This is a genomic window from Acidovorax sp. LjRoot118 (genome assembly GCF_964253575.1).
Lineage (GTDB): Bacteria > Pseudomonadota > Gammaproteobacteria > Burkholderiales > Burkholderiaceae_C > Acidovorax.
Map to the genome: position 1 here is coordinate 4,261,176 of NZ_CAXURB020000001.1, position 17,034 is coordinate 4,278,209.

Consider the following 17,034-nt stretch of genomic DNA (forward strand, 5'->3'; position numbering starts at 1 on the left):
TTCGCTCGGCCCCATTCCGCCATCGCTGCGCTTCGGCGTCGGCAGCGCGTAGCGCGTACCCGACACCCGGCGCAGCTGCGCAGCAGCAGCCGTCTTTGTCCCCGCTCCCCACCCCTGCTGGCTGCGCCGAGAAGCGCAGGGGCTGGGGTGGGTGCGTGTGCCGCAGGACACACGCACTTCGTGCTCTAGCTTGCCGATGCTGTTTGAGCGGAGTTCACCCGCAGGGGGAACGCAGCGAGTTCATCGGCACCACCCCAGGACCGAGCATCGCAGGTTGCCCCCGTTCGCCCGACAGGGCGAAAGGGGGACGCAGACTGGGGGTCGCCTTCTCTTTGGTGACTTTCTCTTGGCGACGCAAGAGAAAGTTACTGCGCCGCCGGGCGCACACCCCGGCCTCCGCCCTCAACCAAAGCACACAGCAACCACAACACAAGAGGCAAGCAAATGGCCTTTGAATTCCCAATCCGAATTTATTGGGAGGACACCGATGCAGGAGGCATAGTCTTCTACGCCAACTACCTCAAGTTCTTCGAACGCGCCCGCACCGAATGGCTCCGCTCCCTCGGCATCGGCCAACAAGCGCTCAGGGAACAAACCGGCGGCATGTTTGTCGTAACCCACAGCCAGGTACGTTACCTGCGACCTGCAAGGCTCGACGATGAACTCATTGTTACCGCCCAGCTGCAAGAGGCCGGCCGCGCATCGTTGACAATACTGCAGCAAGCGCTCCTGAAACCGGAGCAAGACATGACCGAAAACCCGCCCGCACTGCTCAGCGAAGGCACCATCCGCATCGGCTGGGTGGACGCCGCCACCCTGCGGCCCGCGAGAATACCGAGCACCCTTCTGGAACAACTCTCAACAACACCATGAATTCCCAAAACATGTCCATCCTCAGCCTGGTGCTGCAGGCCAGCTGGGTGGTGCAACTCGTCATGCTGCTGCTGCTGGTCGTCTCCGTCGCCAGCTGGGCCGCCATCTTTCGCAAGCTGTTCGCGCTCAAGCGCATCAAGTCGCTCAACGACGATTTCGAGCGCGACTTCTGGTCCGGCACCAGCCTGAACGACCTGTTCGCCAGCGCCGCCCAGAACGCCAAGAACGCCGGCCCCATGGAACGCATCTTCGCCAGCGGCATGCGCGAGTACCAGAAACTGCGCGAGCGCCGCATCACCGATGCCGGCACCCTGATGGACGGCGCGCGCCGCGCCATGCGCGCCAGCTTCCAGCGCGAAATGGACGTGGTCGAGTCCAGCCTGTCCTTCCTGGCCACCGTGGGCTCGGTGTCGCCCTATGTGGGCCTGTTCGGCACGGTGTGGGGCATCATGCACGCCTTCACCGGCTTCGCCGGCATGGAGCAGGTGACCCTGGCCACCGTGGCCCCCGGCATTGCCGAGGCGCTGGTGGCCACTGCCATCGGCCTGTTCGCCGCCATCCCGGCCGTCATCGCCTACAACCGCTTCGCCCGCGACATCGACCGCGTGGCCACGCACCAGGAGACCTTCATCGAAGAGTTCTCCAACATCCTGCAGCGCAACCTGGGCGCGCAGCAACCCGTCTCGGCATCGGGGCACTGACACCATGCCCGCCATGGCATCCCGCGGCCGAGGCCGCCGCACCATCAACGAGATCAACATGGTCCCGTTCATCGACGTGATGCTGGTGCTGCTCATCATCTTCATGGTGACGGCCCCCATGCTCACCCCCGGCATGGTCGACGTGCCCAGCGTGGGCAAGGGCAAGAACCTGCCCAAGGTGGTGGCGCAGGTCATCGTCAACAAGGACGGCTCGCTGCAGCTCAAGACCCCCGAGGCCACCCGCAGCATGAGCCAGCGCGAGATCGGCGAAGCCGCGCTGCGCTGGCAGAAAGACCAGACAAAAGAGACGGCTGTCATCATTACGGCCGACAAGGGCGTTGTATACGACAACGTGGTCAAGGCCATGTCCGAACTGCAGAAAGCCGGTGTGCAGCGCGTAGGTCTCTCCGTCAAACAGGGCGGCTGAAGCCGAAGTGCCCCGCCTTCCTTGATTGACTGAACCGAAGACGACGTACACGCTCTACTCCCTCCATGCACGCCCAAGACGACCGCGACCAATTTGCGCCCCCCGCACCCCCTGCCCGCCTGCGAGCCATCTCGCTGGCGGTGCTGGTGCACCTGGCGCTGATCGGCGCACTCACCTGGGGCGTCAACTGGAAGGCCAGCTCCGACCAGCCCGCCGTGCAGGCCGAACTGTGGGCCGCCGTGCCCCAACAGGCGGCGCCCCCTGAGGTCACGCCGCCGACACCCCCGACCCCGCCAACGCCCCCCGTGCCACCGCCGCCCGAGCCGCCCCGGCCCGCGCCAGTGCCCCCTCCTCCTCCCCCACCGCCACCGCGCGCCGTGGAGCCCGATACGCGCGAGGCCGACATCGCCATCGAGCGCGAGAAAAAGCGCCTGGAGCAGGAGAAAAAAGCCCGCGCCGAGAAGCTCGAACGCGAAAAGCGCGAGCGTGAGCGCAAGGAAGACGAGCGCGAAGAGCGCCTCGAAAAAGAAAAGAAGGAAAAGCTCGCCGAGCAGAAAAAGGCCGCCGAGCAGGAAAGGCAAAAGAAGCTGCTCGCCGAAGAAAAGCGCAAGGCCGAAGACGCCAAGGACGCGAAGGAAGCCAAGGAGGCCGCAGCGAAGAAACAGCGCGCCGAGGCCGAAGCCAAGCAGCTCGCCGCCCAGCGCGAAGCCAACCTGCGCCGCATGCAGGGGCTGGCGGGCTCCGAGGGCAACGAAAAATCCACGGGCACCGCGCAACGCGACGCAGGCCCCTCGGGCGGCTACGGCGGCCGCGTGGCCGCCAAGGTCAAGCCCAACATCGTCTACCCCGACGCGATCTCGGGCAACCCGCGCGCCGAGGTCGAAGTGCGCCTGGCGCCCGACGGCACCATCGTCGGCAAGCGCCTGGTGCAGTCCAGCGGCAACAAGGCCTGGGACGATGCCGTGCTGCGCGCCCTGGACAAGACCGAAACCCTGCCGCGCGACGTGGACGGGCGCGTGCCGCCCTCGCTGACCATCGGGTTCAGACCGCAGGATTGACAGGCCCCGACCTATCCCGGCCGCGTTCCAGCGCACTGGTGAGCAGGGTCGAAGTCAAGGTACTGGTCGACGCCCAAGGAGTTCCATTGGTATGCGGCCTCACAGGTTTGCGTTCTGTGCTGATGCAATTTTTACGCAAAATCACATCAAAATGGCGGTTCAAAGGAACCAGCATGCGAATGACCGTGACGATCGATGACGCCCTGTACGAGGAAGCGCTGCAGGTTGCAGAACCCGGGATGGACAAGGCCGAACTCATCCGGGAGGCGATGAAGACCTTTGTGCGCGTGCAAGCCGCCAAGCGGCTCGCGTCCATGGGCGGCACCTTGCCCGGCACTACCGAGATTGCCCGGCGCACGGAAAGCGCTGCCCAGTGACGCAGGTGCGGATCGGTGCATCGGTCCGAGGTCGATCACGTCCATCAGTGCGGTGCGCCTAGCTGCCAGCTCCTGCCATATAGCGACCGGTAGCTCCCACAGGCAGCCACCGAACCTTCCGACACCGGCCCGGCACCCCCTCACCACGGCAAGGTAAACGCCTTGCAGTTGGTGAACGACTTGATCGCCTCCTGCACCCCTTCCTTGTAGCCCAGGCCCGAATCCTTGATGCCGCCGAACGGGGTCAGCTCGATGCGGTAGCCGGGCACCTCCCAGAGGTTCACGGTGCCCACCTGCAGCTCCTTGGCAAAGCGGGTTATATCGTCCATGCGGTTGGTGCAGATGCCCGACGACAGGCCGAACGCCGTGCCGTTGGAGATGCGGATCGCCTCGTCGATGTCCTTGAAGGTGATGATGGGCGACACGGGGCCGAAGGTCTCCTCGCGCACCACGGTCATCTCCGGGCGCACCCGGTCCAGCACCGTGGGCGAGTACAGCGCGCCCTCGCGCACATTGCCCACCAGCAGGCGTGCGCCCTGGGCGATGGCCTCGTTCACCACCTTCTCGAAGTGGCGGGCTGCGGCTTCGTCTATCACCGTACCCATCTCGTTGGCCTTGTCCATGGGGTCGCCGTAGCGCCATGCCCAGGTCTTGGCCACCACGCGCTCGGTGAACTCGGCCGCCACCTTCTCGTGCACCAGCATGCGCTTGACCGCCGTGCAGCGCTGGCCCGAGTTCTTGTACGAGCCCTGCACCGCCAGATCGCTGGCCTTGTCCAGGTCGGCATCGTCCATCACGATCAGCGGATCGTTGCCACCGAGCTCCAGCACCATGCGCCGGTAGCCGGCCTTCGACGCAATGTACTTGCCGATGGCCACCCCGCCGGTGAAGGTGACCAGGTCGACATGGCGGTGGGTCAGCAGCTCGTCGGCAATCTCGCGCGGGTCGCCGGTCACCACCTGCAGCATCTCCACCGGCAGGCCGGCCTCGTACAGCAGGTCCGCAAAATAGTAGGCCGACAGGGGCACCTTCTCCGAGGGCTTGAGCACCATGCGGTTGTTCGTGGCCACGGCGGGCACCACCTTGTGCGCCACCTGGTTCATGGGGTGGTTGAAGGGCGTGATGGCGGTGATCACGCCCAGCAGCGGCTCGCGCGTGGTGATCACCTTGCGCTTCTTGCCGTGCGGCGTGAGGTCGCACGAGAACACCTGCCCATCGTCGCGCAAGGCTTCGTTGGCGCCGAAGTTCAGCACGTCGGCCACACGCCCGATCTCGTAGGTGCTGTCCTTCTTGCACAGGCCCGACTCGGCGGTGATGATGCTCGATGCCTCGTCGGTGCGCTCGCGCAGCAGCGCCGCCGCACGGTTCAGGATGGCCGAGCGCTCGTAGCGCGACAGCGTGGGCACATAGGCGTGGGCGATGTCCATCGCCCGGCGCACGTCCTCCACGCTGGCCATGGCCACCGTGCCCACACGCTCGCCGCTGTAGGGGTTGACGACGTCGATGCTGCGCTCCGTGCGCACCTTGACGCCACCGATGCGCAATGCCTCTGCGCGAAAATCCGCGCTTTCCATGATGCAACTCATGCTGCCTCCTTGAAGGGTACCGTGGTCGTTCCGATGAAGTTCTTGCCGCGTGCGCCGGTCAGCGCGTGCGCCACCATCTGCTGCGCCTGGTCGTCGCTCACGCCATAGTCGGCAAAGCGCGTCCTCACGCCCAATGTCTCGATGAAGCGCACCAGCCGGCCGGGCGCAGCATCCAGGCGGCCCAGCGCGCGCTCCAGCACCGCATCGCGCTCGGGGCTCTGGCCTATGGCGCGCTCCAGCACCATGGGCAGCGGAAAGCTGCAAGCAATGCCGTGCGGCAACCCATAGCGCAGCGTCATCTCGTAGGAGATGGAATGCGCCAACGCCGTGCGCGTGTTCGAGAACGCCATGCCGGCCTTCAGCGCCGCCAGCGCCATGCGCCCGCGCAGCGCCGCATCATCCAGGCGCTCCATCAGCTGCGGCAGCGCGTCCAGGATCTCGTGCACCGCCGCCACCGCAAAGGTGTCGGACACCGGGTTGGCATTCACGTTCCAGATCGACTCCAGCGCGTGCGACAGCGCATCCAGCCCGCTTTGCAGCGTGACCGAGGCGGGCAGCGACAGCATGAGCTCGGGGTCGATCAGCGCGATGCTGGGCCAGGTCTCGGGCAGGTGCAGCGAGTATTTCTTCTGCGCCCCGCGGTCCCATATGGTGGCCCAGGGCGTCACCTCACTGCCGGTGCCGGCCGTCGTCGGCACAGCGATCAGCGTCTTGGTCTGGGCCGGGGTAAAGCTGGCCCCGGACGCCAGCAGCGCCACCAGTTCGGCAAAGCGCCCGCTGGGCGTGGCCACCATCAAGGCCTTGGCGGTATCGATGGCACTGCCCCCGCCCACGGCGATGATCACCTCGGCCGCAGCACTGCCGCCGGACCAGAAGGCGTCGTACAGCGCCGCGAGCTCGGCCACGTCGGGGTTGGGCCGCACATCGTCGATCACGCCCACCAGTTGGTCGCCCAGCAAGGCCTCGATGCGTGCCACCAGGCCGAGCTGGCGGGCCTCGGGGAAGGTGACCAGCAGCGCGCGCCGGCCGGCCAGCAGCCCGGGCAGGGACGACAGTGCCCCGGCCCCGTAGACGCTGCGCACGGGGTTGAAGTATTCATGTGGCATGGAAAGAACCTCTAGACGGAAGAAAAGGCGTGGTTCAGCGCGAGGTCGAACACGTCGAAATTGCGCAGCCGCCGGCCGGGGGCAACACCCCTCAATGGCCGGTTGAACAAGAGCGGCACCTTCTGCTCGGAGATGCCGCCGTGCGAGCGCAGGGGCACGGTCAGCCCGCTCAGGTCGTGCCGCGCCGCGCTGGTGCCCAGCACCGTGAGGTGGTCCGACACCACCACCAGGTCGCCAATGCGGTCACCCGCCAGCTCGAAGCGGGCCGCCGCTTCCTCGCGTGTCAGCACCACCTCCACGCCCGGCAGGGCCAGCAGCGCACTGCGCACGCCCTCCAGCGTGGCGCCGGCATTCACGTAGATGGTCGCGAACGAGCCCAAGGCGCCGTGGTGTACCACGTAGGGGTCGGTGATGGGCAGGATCACCCGCGTGCTGCCCGCACCGAGCTGTGCATCCAGCTCCTGCTGCAGGTAGACCACGCGCGGCTTGCCGGCGGCATCGGTCTTGGGGCTCATGCCATGGTCGGCGGTGAGGCCGATGACCGCGCCGAGCGCATCGAGCTGCTGCAGGTAGCCGTCCATCATCGCGTAGAAGGCATTGGCCTCCGGCGTGCCGGGCGCGCACTTGTGCTGCACGTAGTCGGTGGTCGACAGGTACATCAGGTCCGGCCGGCGGGTCTCCATCAGGCGCACGCCGGCCGCAAAGACGAACTCGCTGAGGTCGGCGCTGTACACCGAGGGCACGGGCCTGCCCACCAGCTCCAGCACATTCTCGATGCCGCATTCGGCCAGCGTGGCCTTGTCGGCCTTCTCGGCCGAAAAGCAGATGCCCTTGAGGCCGTGGCCGAGCAGGGTGCGCAGCTTGTCCTTGGCCGTCACCGCCGCCACCAGCGCGCCGGCATCGGCAAAGGCGGCCAGCAGCGTCGGGGCGCGCAGGTACTCGGGGTCGTTCATCATGACCTCGCGGTCGGCGGCCACGTCGTAGAAGTAGTTGCCGCAGATGCCATGCACCGAGGGCGGCACGCCGGTCACGATGGACACGTTGTTCGGGTTGGTGAAGCTGGGCACCACGCAGTCCCCGATCAGCGAGCCGCCCTGGGCCTGCATGCGCGCCAGGTAGGGCGCGACGCCGGCCTGGATGGCCTGGGTCAGGTAGTCGGGCTCGCAGCCATCCACGCAGACCACCACCACCGGTGCGGCGGGCCGGGCGTACTGCCGGCCATTGGCCTGCACGAAGTCGATCACAGCGGCATTCATCATCGGGCTCCTTTTTGAATCCAGGCACGCAGCCGGGTCGATACATAGTCGGCCACCATCACCATGGCGATGATCACGGCGATGCAGGTGGCGGTGTCCTGGTACTGGAACAGCTTCATGCTGCCCACCAGTTCGAAGCCGATGCCGCCCGCGCCCACCATGCCGAGCACGGTGGCCTGGCGCAGGTTGGTCTCGAAGCGGTAGAGGACCACGGCGATCCATGCGGTCACCACCTGGGGCAGCACGGCAAAGACGATGGTCTGTATGGCACCGGCCCCGGTGGAGCGCAGCGCCTCGATGGGCCCCTGGTCGATCTCCTCGATGGACTCGGCGAAGAACTTGCCCAGCATGCCCGCACCATGCACCGCCAGGGCCAGCACGCCCGGAAACGGTCCCAGCCCCACGGCCGCCACGAAGATCAGCGCCAGGATGATCTCGTTGACCCCGCGGGTGAAGTTGAACAGCTGCCGCGTGAGCTGGTAGACCACCACGTTCGGCGTGAGGTTGCGCGCCGCAAAGAAGCACACCGGCACCGCCAGGATCACGGCCAGCAGGGTGCCCCACACGGCGATCTGCACGGTTTCGATCGCCGGGACGATCAGCTTGTCCAGAAACGCCCAGTTGGGTGGCAGCATGCGCCCCATGAAGTCGCCGATCCACGGCAGGCCCTTGCCCAGCTCGCCAAAGCTAACCTGTGCGCCGCGCGCCGCCCACCACAGCACACCGACGAACAGCGCGCCGATGCCGATGCGCGGCCACCAGCCCAGGCCACCGCTGGGCCGGGCTACCAAAAAGGTGTAAGAACCGATGTTCATGCTCCTGCCTCCTCAAGTTCCAGCTGGCGCAGCGCGGGTGCGGCTGTGGCCGCCACGCAAGGGGCGCTGCGGCTGCGCGCATCGCCCTCGTCCAGGCCGGGGTAGATTTTTCGCAGCACCTCGTCCGTCAGGCCCTCGGGCCCGCCGTCATAGACAATGCGCCCGCCCGACACGCCCACGATGCGTTCGCCGAACTCTCGTGCATAGTCGATCTGGTGCAGGTTGCACACCACGGTGATGCCCAGCTCGCGGCTGGCCTGCTTGAGGTAGTTGAGCACCGTGCGCGAGGTCTTGGGGTCCAGGCTGGCCACGGGCTCGTCGGCCAGGATCACCTTGGGCTGCTGCGCCAGCGCACGGGCAATGCCCACGCGCTGCTTTTGCCCGCCCGAGAGCGTGTCGGTGCGCAGCTCGGCCTTGTCCTGCAGCTCCACGCGGCGCAGGCATTCCAGCGCAATCGCCACGTCCTTGCGCGGAAACCACTGCAGCCACGACAGCACGGCAGGCATGGCACCCATGCGGCCCGTCAGCACGTTCTTCTGCACCGACAGGCGCGGCACCACGTTGTAGTGCTGGAAGATCATGGCCACCTGGCGGCGCAGCGCGCGCAGGCTCGCGCCGCCGGGCTGGGCCAGTTGCCCGTCGATGTGGACCTCGCCACTCGTGGGCTCGGCCAGGCGGTTGATGCAGCGCAGCAGCGTCGACTTGCCGGCCCCCGAGGGGCCCAGCACGACCAGGAACTCGCCGGGGGCCACGTCGAGGTCGATGCCCTTGAGCGCATCGAAGTCGCCATAGCGCTTGTTCAGGCCACGGATCTTGATCATTTCATGGCCCTCAGGTCGAGGTTCAGGACTTTGGCCGTTTCGCGGATGATGTCGTAGGCCTTGTCGTTCGTGGGATGAAAGCCGTTGAGCATGCCCTGGTCCGACCACGGAATGTCCTTCACATCCAGGAAGGCGGCCTGCACGCGCTTCTTGAGCGCGGGGTCCAGGTCCTTGCGCCACACCGTGGGTGATTCGGGGATCGGGTCCGACTTCCACACCACCACCAGATCCTCGCGCTTGGCCAGGCCCTTGGCGATGGCGGCGTCCAGGATGCGGTCGGCAATCGCCACGGCCTCGATCTTCTTGTTCTGCACCGCCACGGCGTTCGAGTCGTGCGAGCCCGAGAAGATCACCCGGCCGAAGTCCTTGTCAGTGTTGAAGCCCTCCTTCATCAGGCCGGCCTTGGGGAACAGGTGGCCCGAGGTGGAGGTTGGGTCCACGAAGGCGAAGGTCTTGCCCTTGAGGTCGGCCACCGTCTTGATCCCGCTGTCCTTGTGGGCCACGATGAGCGCGTGGTAGAAGGCCCGCCCGGCCTTATTGGTCTCGGCCACGGCAAAGGCCTCGATGGGCGCCACCGTGGTGCCCATCACGTACGAGAAGGGGCCGAGGTAGGCCACGTCGAGCCGCTTGGAGCGCAGGGCTTCGATCACGCCGTTGTAGTCGGCCGCCACGAAGGGCTTGACCGGCATGCCCAGCGACTTGGACAGCATGTCCATCATCGCCTGGCTGTTGGCGATCATGGCCCGCGAGTCCTCCGAGGGAATCAGCCCCACGTTCAAGACATTGGGCGTCTGGGCGGAGGCTCCCAGCCCCAGGAGCGGTGGAGCCAGCAGCATGGATGTGCTGGCCAGCAGGGATCGGCGCGTGAATTTCATCGTTGTCTCCTACGGGTTGGGTGTGAACCTCTTTTGCGCATGCCTCGCGGTGGCCAGACGCATGGCACTACTGTCGGCGCTGTGCCACTATCTTGCAAATTCAACTTTTTTCACCGTTGCATTCATTCAATCTATAGTTGGCCCGGGATAACACGGAGAAAAATGTCATGCGCCTGACACAGTTGCGATCCTTTCATGCCGTGGCCACGGAGGGCAGCTTCACGCGCGCGGCGCAGGCCCTGCACGTGAGCCAGCCCACGGTGACCACCCAGGTCAAGCAACTGGAGGAGCTGTACCAGGTGGAGCTGTTCCACCGCACCGGCCGGCGCATCCGCCCCACGGAGATCGGCGAGCGCCTGTTGCAGCTGTCGCGCCAGATCTTCGGGCTGGAGCACGAGGCCGTGCAGGTGCTGCGCGATGCCGGCGAGCTGCGCTCGGGCCACCTGCGCGTGGCCGCCGTGGGGCCCTCGCATGTCACGAAGATGCTGGCCGCCTTCAACCAGCGCTACCCGGACATCAACATCTCGGTGGGCACCGGCAACTCCGAAGACGTGCTGACCCGCCTGCTCGACTACTCGGCCGACGTGGGCGTGCTGGCGCAGGTGCTCAAGGACAAGCGCTTCGTCTCGGTGCCCTACAGCGAGCACCCCATCGTGATCTTCTGCAACGCCAACCACCGCTTTGCGCGCCGGCGCAGCATCCGCACGGCCGAGCTGCAGGGCGAAAAGCTGATCCTGCGCGAGCAGGGCTCCACCACGCGCAAGGCCATCGAGTCGGCCCTCAAGGCAGCAGGCGTGCAACCCACGGTGGTGATGGAGGTGGCGAGCCGCGAGATCATCCGCGAGGCCGTGCTGCAGGGCCTGGGCGTGGCGGCGGTGTCCGAGGTGGAATACGTGCCCGGCGCGGGCCTGCACGCGGTGCGCATCAGCGACGCGCAGATCAAGACCTATGCCCACGTGGTCTGCCTGGCCGAGCGCCGGGACATGCGCCTGATCCGGGCGTTCTTCGAGATCATCGGCCGCGAGTCCTAAAAACAGGTTCCGAAAAACAAAAAACCCGGTGGCCGCCAAGGCAGCCACCGGGTTCTTGCATCGCTTCTCAGCGGGGCCGCCCTCCCGTGGGCCCGCCCCTCGCTCTCTCTTATGTAACTACCTGAGAGCGGAGAACAAAACTCAGCGAACCGGTTCTGGCCAGGCGGTGCGTCGCAGGCAGTACGGGTAGTACGACAAGACGCAGCAACGACGCCAGAAGAGTTTTGTTAGCCGCTCTTATCGGTCGCGCCGCTCCATGCGGCGGTTCAGGTTCAGGGCGCCCAAAGTGCAAGCCACGCCCGACAGCAGGTACACCGTCACGGCCAGCAGGCCGAACTGGGCCGACAGGCCCAGGGCCACCAGCGGCGCAAAGGCGGCGCCGATGATCCAGGCCAGGTCGGCCGACAGGGCGGCGCCTGTGTAGCGGTACTTGGGCGAGAAATTGGCCGTCACCGTGCCCGAGGCCTGGCCGTACGACAGGCCCAGCAGCACAAAGCCCAGCAGCAGGAACATGGTGCTGCCCACTTCGCCGCTGTTCAGCAGCACCGGCGCCATGAAGCTGAACACCCCGATCAGCACCGCCATGCCGCCCAGCAGCTTGCGCCGGCCCAAGTGGTCAGAAAGCCAGCCCGAAACCATGATGGCCCCGGCCGCCAGGAAGGCGCCGACGATCTGCACGCCCAGGATCTGGGTGACGGGCTGGTCGGTGTACAGCGTGATCCACGACAGCGGGAACACGGTGACCAGGTGGAACAGCGCAAAGCTGGCCAGCGCCGCAAAGGCACCCAGCAGCACGTTGCCGCCCTCGTCGCGCATCACCTCGTGCACGGGCACGGGCTGCAGCTCACGGTCCTGCAGCAGCTCGGTGTACGACTGCCCCACCACCAGGCGCAGGCGGGCGAACAGGGCCACCACGTTCACGGCAAAGGCCACGAAGAACGGATAGCGCCAGCCCCAGGCCAGAAACTCCTGCACCGTGAGGTTGGCGTACAGATAGGCGAACAGGCCGGCCGCGAGCACAAAGCCCACGGGCGCGCCCAGCTGGCCGATCATGGCGTACCAGCCGCGGCGGTGCTTGGGCACCGACATCGCCAGCAGCGACGGCAGGCCGTCCCAAGAGCCGCCCAGCGCCAGGCCCTGGCCGATGCGCAGAATCAGCAGCGCCACGATCGCCGTGGTGCCCAGGTCCTTGTAGCCCGGCAAAAAGGCCATGCCCACCGTGCACACTCCCAAGAGAAAGAGCGCAATGGTCAGCTTGGTGCCCCGCCCCCAGCGCCGCTGGATGGCCATGGAGATGGCCGTACCGATGGGCCGCACCACAAAGGCCACGGCCAGCAGCGCAAAGGAGGCGAGCGTGCCATCCAGGCGCGACATGAAGGGGAACAGGAACGACGGGAACACCAGCACGCAGGCGATCCCGAAAACGAAGAAGTCGAAATACTCGGACGAGCGCCCGATGATCACGCCCACCGCGATTTCGCTGGGGGTGACGTCTTCATGGGTGTCCGCGCGGGAAAGAGAGTCTTGGCCTTCTTCAAAGCCATTCGCTGGGTAGATAGCAGAGGCGGGACTGCTCATGAACGGAATTCCTTGTTGTGTAACAGATACACCTACGTTTTACACCCTGGCCCTATTGAGGGCAAGTGCGCTTTCCCTGAAGCTCTTGCAGGACAAATGCCATAGTGTGCTCACGACGGGGTCAAGGCATGTTGTCAGTGGCACCGGAATGGGGCAAAAACTTGACCTTGGACAAAATGTCCAATGGACAAATTTACCTGCTCTATTACATTGAGCGGCAAATTGTCATTCGCGTTTACCCCTAAACGCCTTTGTTGGGCCCATCACATGTTCAAACTTCCCCAACTTCGCGGGCCGGCATGGCTTGCGTTGGCGGCCACAGCCACCAGCCTCGCCGGCTGCAGCAAGGCCGTCGTCCTCAACCCCGCAGGCGACGTCGCCTCGCAGCAAGGCCACATGGTCGTGCAGGCCACCTTGCTGATGCTGATCATCATCGTCCCGGTGATCGCGCTCACGCTGTGGTTCGCCTGGAAGTACCGCCAGTCCAACACCGCCAACACCGAAGCGGACTACGACCCCGACTGGCACCACTCCACCACGCTGGAGCTGGTGATCTGGACCGTGCCCCTCTTGATCATCATCGCCCTGGGCGCGCTGACCTGGATCGGCACCCACAAGCTCGACCCCTACCGCCCGCTGGACCGCATCTCGGCCACCAAGCCGCTCGAAGCCCAGGCCACCCCCCTGGTGGTGCAGGTGGTCGCCATGGACTGGAAATGGCTGTTCTTCTACCCCGAGCAGGGCATTGCCACCGTCAATGAGCTGGCCGCCCCGGTGGACCGCCCCATTCTGTTCAAGCTCACCGCCACGTCCACGATGAACTCGTTCTACGTGGCAGACCTCGCCGGCATGATCTACGCCATGCCCGGCATGCAGACCGAGCTGAACGCCGTGATCAACAAGCCGGGCGTCTACCCCGGCATCGCCTCGCACTACAGCGGCTCGGGCTTCTCGGGCATGACCTTCAAGTTCCACGGCCTGAGCCAGGGCGACTTCGAGCAGTGGGTGGCCAAGGCCAAGACCGAAGGCAAGGCGCTGGACAAGACCACCTACCTGAACCTCGTCAAGCCCAGCGAGCGCGACCCCGTGCAGCGCTTTGCCAGCGTGGAAGACGGCCTGTACGACAAGGTGCTCAACCGCTGCGTCGAAGAAGGCAAGATGTGCATGCACCACATGATGACCATCGACGAGCGCGGTGGCGAGGCCTACATGAAGGCCATGGGCCTGAACCTGCCCCAGGACGTGTGCACCGTCGACAACGCCGGCCAGATCGTGGCCGCCCTCGAAGCGCGCCACGCCACGGTCTACGACCGCACCCTTTCCCGCCAATGATCCGCGCCTAAGAGACTGACGAACATGTCCACCTCACCCGTTACCGCACCACCGCATTGGGCCCTGGGCCGAATCACCTGGGACTCCATTCCCATGGCGCACGAGCCCATCGTGCTGATCACCTTCATCGGCGTCGTGCTCGGTGGCCTGGCCGTGCTGGCCGGCATCACCAAGTTCCGCCTGTGGGGCACCCTGTGGCGCGACTGGATCTGCAGCATCGACCACAAGAAGATCGGCATCATGTACATGATCCTGGGCGTGGTCATGCTGCTGCGCGGCTTTGCCGACGCGCTCATGATGCGCCTGCAGCAGGCCATGGCCTTTGGCGACAACATGGGCTACCTGCCGCCGCACCACTACGACCAGATCTTCACCGCCCACGGCGTGATCATGATCTTCTTCGTGGCCATGCCGCTGGTCACGGGCCTCATGAACTACCTCGTGCCGCTGCAGATCGGAGCGCGCGACGTGTCCTTCCCGTTCCTCAACAACTTCAGCTTCTGGATGACGACCGCCGGTGCCATCCTGGTGATGGTGTCGCTGTTCCTGGGCGAGTTCTCCACCGCAGGCTGGCTGGCATTGTCGAACCTGGGGGCGCAGAACCCGGGGGTGGGGCTTGACTACTACATCTGGGCGCTGCAGATCGCCGGGGTGGGCACCACGCTCTCGGGCATCAACCTGATCGTCACCATCATCAAGATGCGCGCACCCGGCATGAACCTCATGCGCATGCCCATCTTCACGTGGACGGCCCTGTGCACCAACGCACTCATCGTCGCATCCTTCCCCGTGCTCACCGCAGCGCTGGTGCTGATGTCGCTGGACCGCTATGCCGGCACCAACTTCTTCACCAACGACCTGGGCGGCAACGCCATGCTGTACGTGAACCTGATCTGGATCTGGGGCCACCCTGAGGTCTACATCCTGATCCTGCCCTGCTTCGGCATCTTCTCCGAAGTGGTGGCCACGTTCTGCAAGAAGCGCCTGTTCGGCTACACCTCCATGGTGTACGCCACGGTGGTGATCACCATCCTGTCGTACCTGGTGTGGCTGCACCACTTCTTCACCATGGGCTCCGGCGCCAGCGTGAACACCTTCTTCGGCATCACCACGATGATCATCTCGATCCCCACGGGCGCGAAGATCTTCAACTGGCTGTTCACCATGTACAAGGGCCGCATCCGCTTCGAGCTGCCCATGATGTGGACCCTGGCCTTCATGGTCACCTTCGCCATCGGCGGCATGACCGGCGTGCTGCTGGCCGTGCCCCCGGCCGACTTCGTGCTGCACAACAGCCTGTTTTTGATCGCCCACTTCCACAACGTGATCATCGGCGGCGTGCTGTTCGGCCTGTTCGCCGGCATCAACTACTGGTACCCCAAGGCCTTTGGCTACAAGCTCGACCGCTTCTGGGGCCTGTGCTCGTTCTGGCTGTGGGTGGTGGGCTTCTACGTGGCCTTCATGCCGCTGTACATCCTGGGCCTGATGGGCGTCACCCGCCGTGCCAACCACTTCGAAGACCAATCGCTGCAGATCTGGTTCGTCATCGCCGCCATCGGCGCCGGCCTGATCGCCCTGGGCATCGCCTGCCTGCTGATCCAGATCGTGGTGAGCTACCTCAAGCGCGAACAGCTGCGCGACCACACCGGCGACCCATGGGACGCCCGCACGCTGGAGTGGGCCACTTCGTCGCCCCCGCCGGACTACAACTTCGCCTTCACCCCCAAGGTGTATGAGATCGATGCCTGGTGGGACATGAAGAAGCACGCCTATGCGCGCCCGCTCACCGGCTTTGCGCCCATCCACATGCCTGCCAACACGGGCGCGGGCGTGATCATCTCGGCGCTGTCGCTGGTGCTGGGCTTCGCCCTCATCTGGCACATGTGGCTGCTGGCCGGCCTGTCGTTTGCGGGCGTGGTGCTGGTGGCCATCGTCCACACGTTCAACTACAAGCGTGACTTCTACATCCCCGCCGCGCAAGTGACGGAGACCGAGAACCTGCGTACCCAACAACTGCGTGCCAGCCATGTCTGATATCACCTACAACCAAGCCGCCGCCGCCATCACGCAAGGCGGCCCCACGGCCGCCACGCTGGCGCGCCGCGAGTACCACCTGGCGCACGAGCCGCATCCCGAGAACGGCACCGCCCTCGGTTTCTGGCTCTACCTGATGAGCGACTGCCTCATCTTTGCCGCGCTGTTCGCCACCTACGGCGTGCTGGGCCGCAGCTACGCCGCCGGCCCCACCGGCGCGCAGCTGTTCGATCTGCCGCTGGTGGCGCTCAACACCGCCTTCCTGCTGCTGTCGTCCATCACCTTCGGCTTTGCCATGCTGCAAAAGCAGCAGAACAAGGTGGGCGGCACGCTCGCCTGGCTGGCCATCACCGGCCTGTTCGGCCTGTGCTTTCTGGGGCTGGAGCTGTATGAGTTCCACCACCTGATCCACCAGGGCGCGGGCCCGCAGCGCAGCGCCTTTCTGTCGGCCTTCTTCACGCTGGTCGGCACCCACGGCCTGCACGTCACCTTTGGCCTCGTCTGGCTGGTGGTGCTGATGGTGCAGATCAAGAAGCATGGCCTGATCCACGAGAACAAGCGCCGCCTGATGTGCCTGTCGATGTTCTGGCACTTTTTGGACGTCGTCTGGATCGGCGTCTTCACCTTCGTGTACCTGATGGGAGTGCTGTAAATGAGCGCCGCACAACACACCGCCAACGCCCACGACGGCCACGGCCATGACGATCACGGCCACGACGACCACCATGGCGACGTGGGCCCGCACAGCACCTTCTCGGGCTACATGGTCGGCTTCGTGCTGTCCATCATCCTCACCGCCATTCCGTTCTGGCTGGTCATGGCCAAGGTCATCGCCGACCGCAACACCGCCATCCTCGTGCTCGGCGGCTTCGCGGTGGTGCAGATCCTGGTGCACATGGTCTGCTTCCTGCACATGAACGGCAAGGTCGAAGGCGGCTGGACGCTGCTGTCCACCATCTTCACCGTGGTCTTCGTGGCCATTGCCATCAGCGGCACGCTCTGGGTCATGTTCCACATGAACGCCAACATGATGCCCGGCCACCCCACGCCCACCCCGCCCACCCAGAGCGAAGCCGGCGCGGCGGCAAGCCACCACACCCCCTGATGGGTGCAGCGCCCCGACGCCCCACGACGATGCGGGGCGGGGCGCACACCAACCCTTGC

Annotated in this window: 17 protein-coding genes; 10 read left to right on the forward strand and 7 right to left on the reverse strand. The window is 65.6% G+C overall.

Annotation, left to right across the window (positions count from 1 at the left end; genetic code table 11):
* The first annotated feature begins 444 nt into the window (after positions 1 to 444).
* The 5 genes from ybgC to ACSQ9E_RS20230 all read left to right on the forward strand — a co-directional run bounded on the left by ybgC (position 445) and on the right by ACSQ9E_RS20230 (position 3,436).
* Positions 445 to 873 (forward strand): tol-pal system-associated acyl-CoA thioesterase, encoded by a 429-nt coding sequence (gene ybgC, locus ACSQ9E_RS20210; RefSeq protein ID WP_179679023.1) that lies wholly within the window; start codon positions 445 to 447, stop codon positions 871 to 873.
* Complete coding sequence (gene tolQ, locus ACSQ9E_RS20215; protein WP_057206632.1) at positions 870 to 1,574, forward strand: protein TolQ; 705 nt, start codon at positions 870 to 872, stop codon at positions 1,572 to 1,574. The genes ybgC and tolQ overlap by 4 nt, the downstream gene beginning before the upstream one ends.
* 4 nt (positions 1,575 to 1,578) lie before the next feature.
* Positions 1,579 to 2,001, forward strand: coding sequence for a biopolymer transporter ExbD (locus ACSQ9E_RS20220; RefSeq protein WP_057206631.1), 423 nt, complete (start codon positions 1,579 to 1,581; stop codon positions 1,999 to 2,001).
* Between the two features lie 65 nt (positions 2,002 to 2,066).
* A complete protein-coding gene (gene tolA / locus ACSQ9E_RS20225) occupies positions 2,067 to 3,059 on the forward strand; it encodes a cell envelope integrity protein TolA (protein ID WP_436218978.1) in 993 nt (330 codons plus the stop codon).
* A 173-nt stretch (positions 3,060 to 3,232) separates the two neighbouring features.
* A complete protein-coding gene (locus tag ACSQ9E_RS20230) occupies positions 3,233 to 3,436 on the forward strand; it encodes a type II toxin-antitoxin system VapB family antitoxin (protein WP_428001979.1) in 204 nt (67 codons plus the stop codon).
* 140 nt (positions 3,437 to 3,576) lie between these two features.
* Here the strand turns inward: ACSQ9E_RS20230 and phnY are convergent, their stop codons facing one another.
* Genes phnY through phnD form a run of 6 tightly spaced genes read right to left on the reverse strand, consistent with a single transcriptional unit; the run spans position 3,577 to position 9,895 of the window.
* The gene (gene phnY, locus ACSQ9E_RS20235; protein WP_436218979.1) at positions 3,577 to 5,022 is read right to left on the reverse strand and encodes a phosphonoacetaldehyde dehydrogenase; all 1,446 of its coding nucleotides are present in this window, start codon (positions 5,020 to 5,022) and stop codon (positions 3,577 to 3,579) included.
* The gene (gene psrA / locus ACSQ9E_RS20240) at positions 5,019 to 6,128 is read right to left on the reverse strand and encodes an iron-containing alcohol dehydrogenase PsrA (RefSeq protein ID WP_436218980.1); all 1,110 of its coding nucleotides are present in this window, start codon (positions 6,126 to 6,128) and stop codon (positions 5,019 to 5,021) included. The genes phnY and psrA overlap by 4 nt, the downstream gene beginning before the upstream one ends.
* Positions 6,129 to 6,139: 11 nt before the next feature.
* Positions 6,140 to 7,384: a phosphonoacetate hydrolase gene (gene phnA, locus ACSQ9E_RS20245; RefSeq protein ID WP_057206627.1), complete on the reverse strand. Its 1,245-nt coding sequence runs from the start codon at positions 7,382 to 7,384 to the stop codon at positions 6,140 to 6,142.
* Positions 7,384 to 8,199 (reverse strand): phosphonate ABC transporter, permease protein PhnE, encoded by an 816-nt coding sequence (gene phnE / locus ACSQ9E_RS20250; protein ID WP_436218981.1) that lies wholly within the window; start codon positions 8,197 to 8,199, stop codon positions 7,384 to 7,386. Before phnE ends, phnA begins: the two co-directional genes overlap by 1 nt.
* A complete protein-coding gene (phnC, locus tag ACSQ9E_RS20255) occupies positions 8,196 to 9,020 on the reverse strand; it encodes a phosphonate ABC transporter ATP-binding protein (protein WP_436218982.1) in 825 nt (274 codons plus the stop codon). The genes phnE and phnC overlap by 4 nt, the downstream gene beginning before the upstream one ends.
* A complete protein-coding gene (phnD, locus tag ACSQ9E_RS20260) occupies positions 9,017 to 9,895 on the reverse strand; it encodes a phosphonate ABC transporter substrate-binding protein (protein WP_436218983.1) in 879 nt (292 codons plus the stop codon). Before phnD ends, phnC begins: the two co-directional genes overlap by 4 nt.
* Before the next feature lie 167 nt (positions 9,896 to 10,062).
* On the opposite strand from phnD, the gene ACSQ9E_RS20265 reads away from it, so the two are divergent.
* Entirely contained in the window at positions 10,063 to 10,926 is an 864-nt protein-coding gene (locus ACSQ9E_RS20265) for a LysR substrate-binding domain-containing protein (RefSeq protein ID WP_057206623.1), read from the forward strand.
* Between the two features lie 237 nt (positions 10,927 to 11,163).
* Here ACSQ9E_RS20265 and ACSQ9E_RS20270 read toward each other — a convergent pair whose 3' ends face one another.
* Entirely contained in the window at positions 11,164 to 12,504 is a 1,341-nt protein-coding gene (locus ACSQ9E_RS20270; protein ID WP_057268048.1) for an MFS transporter, read from the reverse strand.
* A 267-nt stretch (positions 12,505 to 12,771) separates the two neighbouring features.
* Here ACSQ9E_RS20270 and cyoA point away from each other — a divergent pair, with 267 nt between their 5' ends.
* From cyoA to cyoD, 4 genes are read left to right on the forward strand one after another with little or no spacing between them, the layout of a single operon-like run.
* Positions 12,772 to 13,836, forward strand: a complete 1,065-nt coding sequence (cyoA, locus tag ACSQ9E_RS20275) for a ubiquinol oxidase subunit II (RefSeq protein WP_436218984.1) — start codon at positions 12,772 to 12,774, stop codon at positions 13,834 to 13,836.
* A gap of 24 nt (positions 13,837 to 13,860) precedes the next feature.
* Positions 13,861 to 15,870, forward strand: a complete 2,010-nt coding sequence (cyoB, locus tag ACSQ9E_RS20280) for a cytochrome o ubiquinol oxidase subunit I (RefSeq protein ID WP_428001986.1) — start codon at positions 13,861 to 13,863, stop codon at positions 15,868 to 15,870.
* Positions 15,863 to 16,522 (forward strand): cytochrome o ubiquinol oxidase subunit III, encoded by a 660-nt coding sequence (gene cyoC, locus ACSQ9E_RS20285; protein ID WP_436218985.1) that lies wholly within the window; start codon positions 15,863 to 15,865, stop codon positions 16,520 to 16,522. The genes cyoB and cyoC overlap by 8 nt, the downstream gene beginning before the upstream one ends.
* Positions 16,523 to 16,975 (forward strand): cytochrome o ubiquinol oxidase subunit IV, encoded by a 453-nt coding sequence (gene cyoD, locus ACSQ9E_RS20290; protein ID WP_436218986.1) that lies wholly within the window; start codon positions 16,523 to 16,525, stop codon positions 16,973 to 16,975.
* The last annotated feature ends 59 nt before the right edge of the window (positions 16,976 to 17,034 follow it).

Excerpts from the sequence above, each read along its gene's own strand:
- ybgC (WP_179679023.1), top strand. The coding sequence starts at position 445 with ATGGCCTTTGAATTCCCAATCCGAATTTATTGGGAGGACACCGATGCA.
- ACSQ9E_RS20270 (WP_057268048.1), bottom strand. The coding sequence starts at position 12,504 with ATGAGCAGTCCCGCCTCTGCTATCTACCCAGCGAATGGCTTTGAAGAA.
- phnC (WP_436218982.1), bottom strand. The coding sequence starts at position 9,020 with ATGATCAAGATCCGTGGCCTGAACAAGCGCTATGGCGACTTCGATGCG.
- cyoA (WP_436218984.1), top strand. The coding sequence starts at position 12,772 with ATGTTCAAACTTCCCCAACTTCGCGGGCCGGCATGGCTTGCGTTGGCG.
- ACSQ9E_RS20230 (WP_428001979.1), top strand. The coding sequence starts at position 3,233 with ATGCGAATGACCGTGACGATCGATGACGCCCTGTACGAGGAAGCGCTG.
- phnA (WP_057206627.1), bottom strand. The coding sequence starts at position 7,384 with ATGAATGCCGCTGTGATCGACTTCGTGCAGGCCAATGGCCGGCAGTAC.
- cyoD (WP_436218986.1), top strand. The coding sequence starts at position 16,523 with ATGAGCGCCGCACAACACACCGCCAACGCCCACGACGGCCACGGCCAT.
- ACSQ9E_RS20220 (WP_057206631.1), top strand. The coding sequence starts at position 1,579 with ATGCCCGCCATGGCATCCCGCGGCCGAGGCCGCCGCACCATCAACGAG.
- tolA (WP_436218978.1), top strand. The coding sequence starts at position 2,067 with ATGCACGCCCAAGACGACCGCGACCAATTTGCGCCCCCCGCACCCCCT.
- psrA (WP_436218980.1), bottom strand. The coding sequence starts at position 6,128 with ATGCCACATGAATACTTCAACCCCGTGCGCAGCGTCTACGGGGCCGGG.
- phnY (WP_436218979.1), bottom strand. The coding sequence starts at position 5,022 with ATGAGTTGCATCATGGAAAGCGCGGATTTTCGCGCAGAGGCATTGCGC.
- ACSQ9E_RS20265 (WP_057206623.1), top strand. The coding sequence starts at position 10,063 with ATGCGCCTGACACAGTTGCGATCCTTTCATGCCGTGGCCACGGAGGGC.
- cyoB (WP_428001986.1), top strand. The coding sequence starts at position 13,861 with ATGTCCACCTCACCCGTTACCGCACCACCGCATTGGGCCCTGGGCCGA.
- tolQ (WP_057206632.1), top strand. The coding sequence starts at position 870 with ATGAATTCCCAAAACATGTCCATCCTCAGCCTGGTGCTGCAGGCCAGC.
- phnE (WP_436218981.1), bottom strand. The coding sequence starts at position 8,199 with ATGAACATCGGTTCTTACACCTTTTTGGTAGCCCGGCCCAGCGGTGGC.
- cyoC (WP_436218985.1), top strand. The coding sequence starts at position 15,863 with ATGTCTGATATCACCTACAACCAAGCCGCCGCCGCCATCACGCAAGGC.
- phnD (WP_436218983.1), bottom strand. The coding sequence starts at position 9,895 with ATGAAATTCACGCGCCGATCCCTGCTGGCCAGCACATCCATGCTGCTG.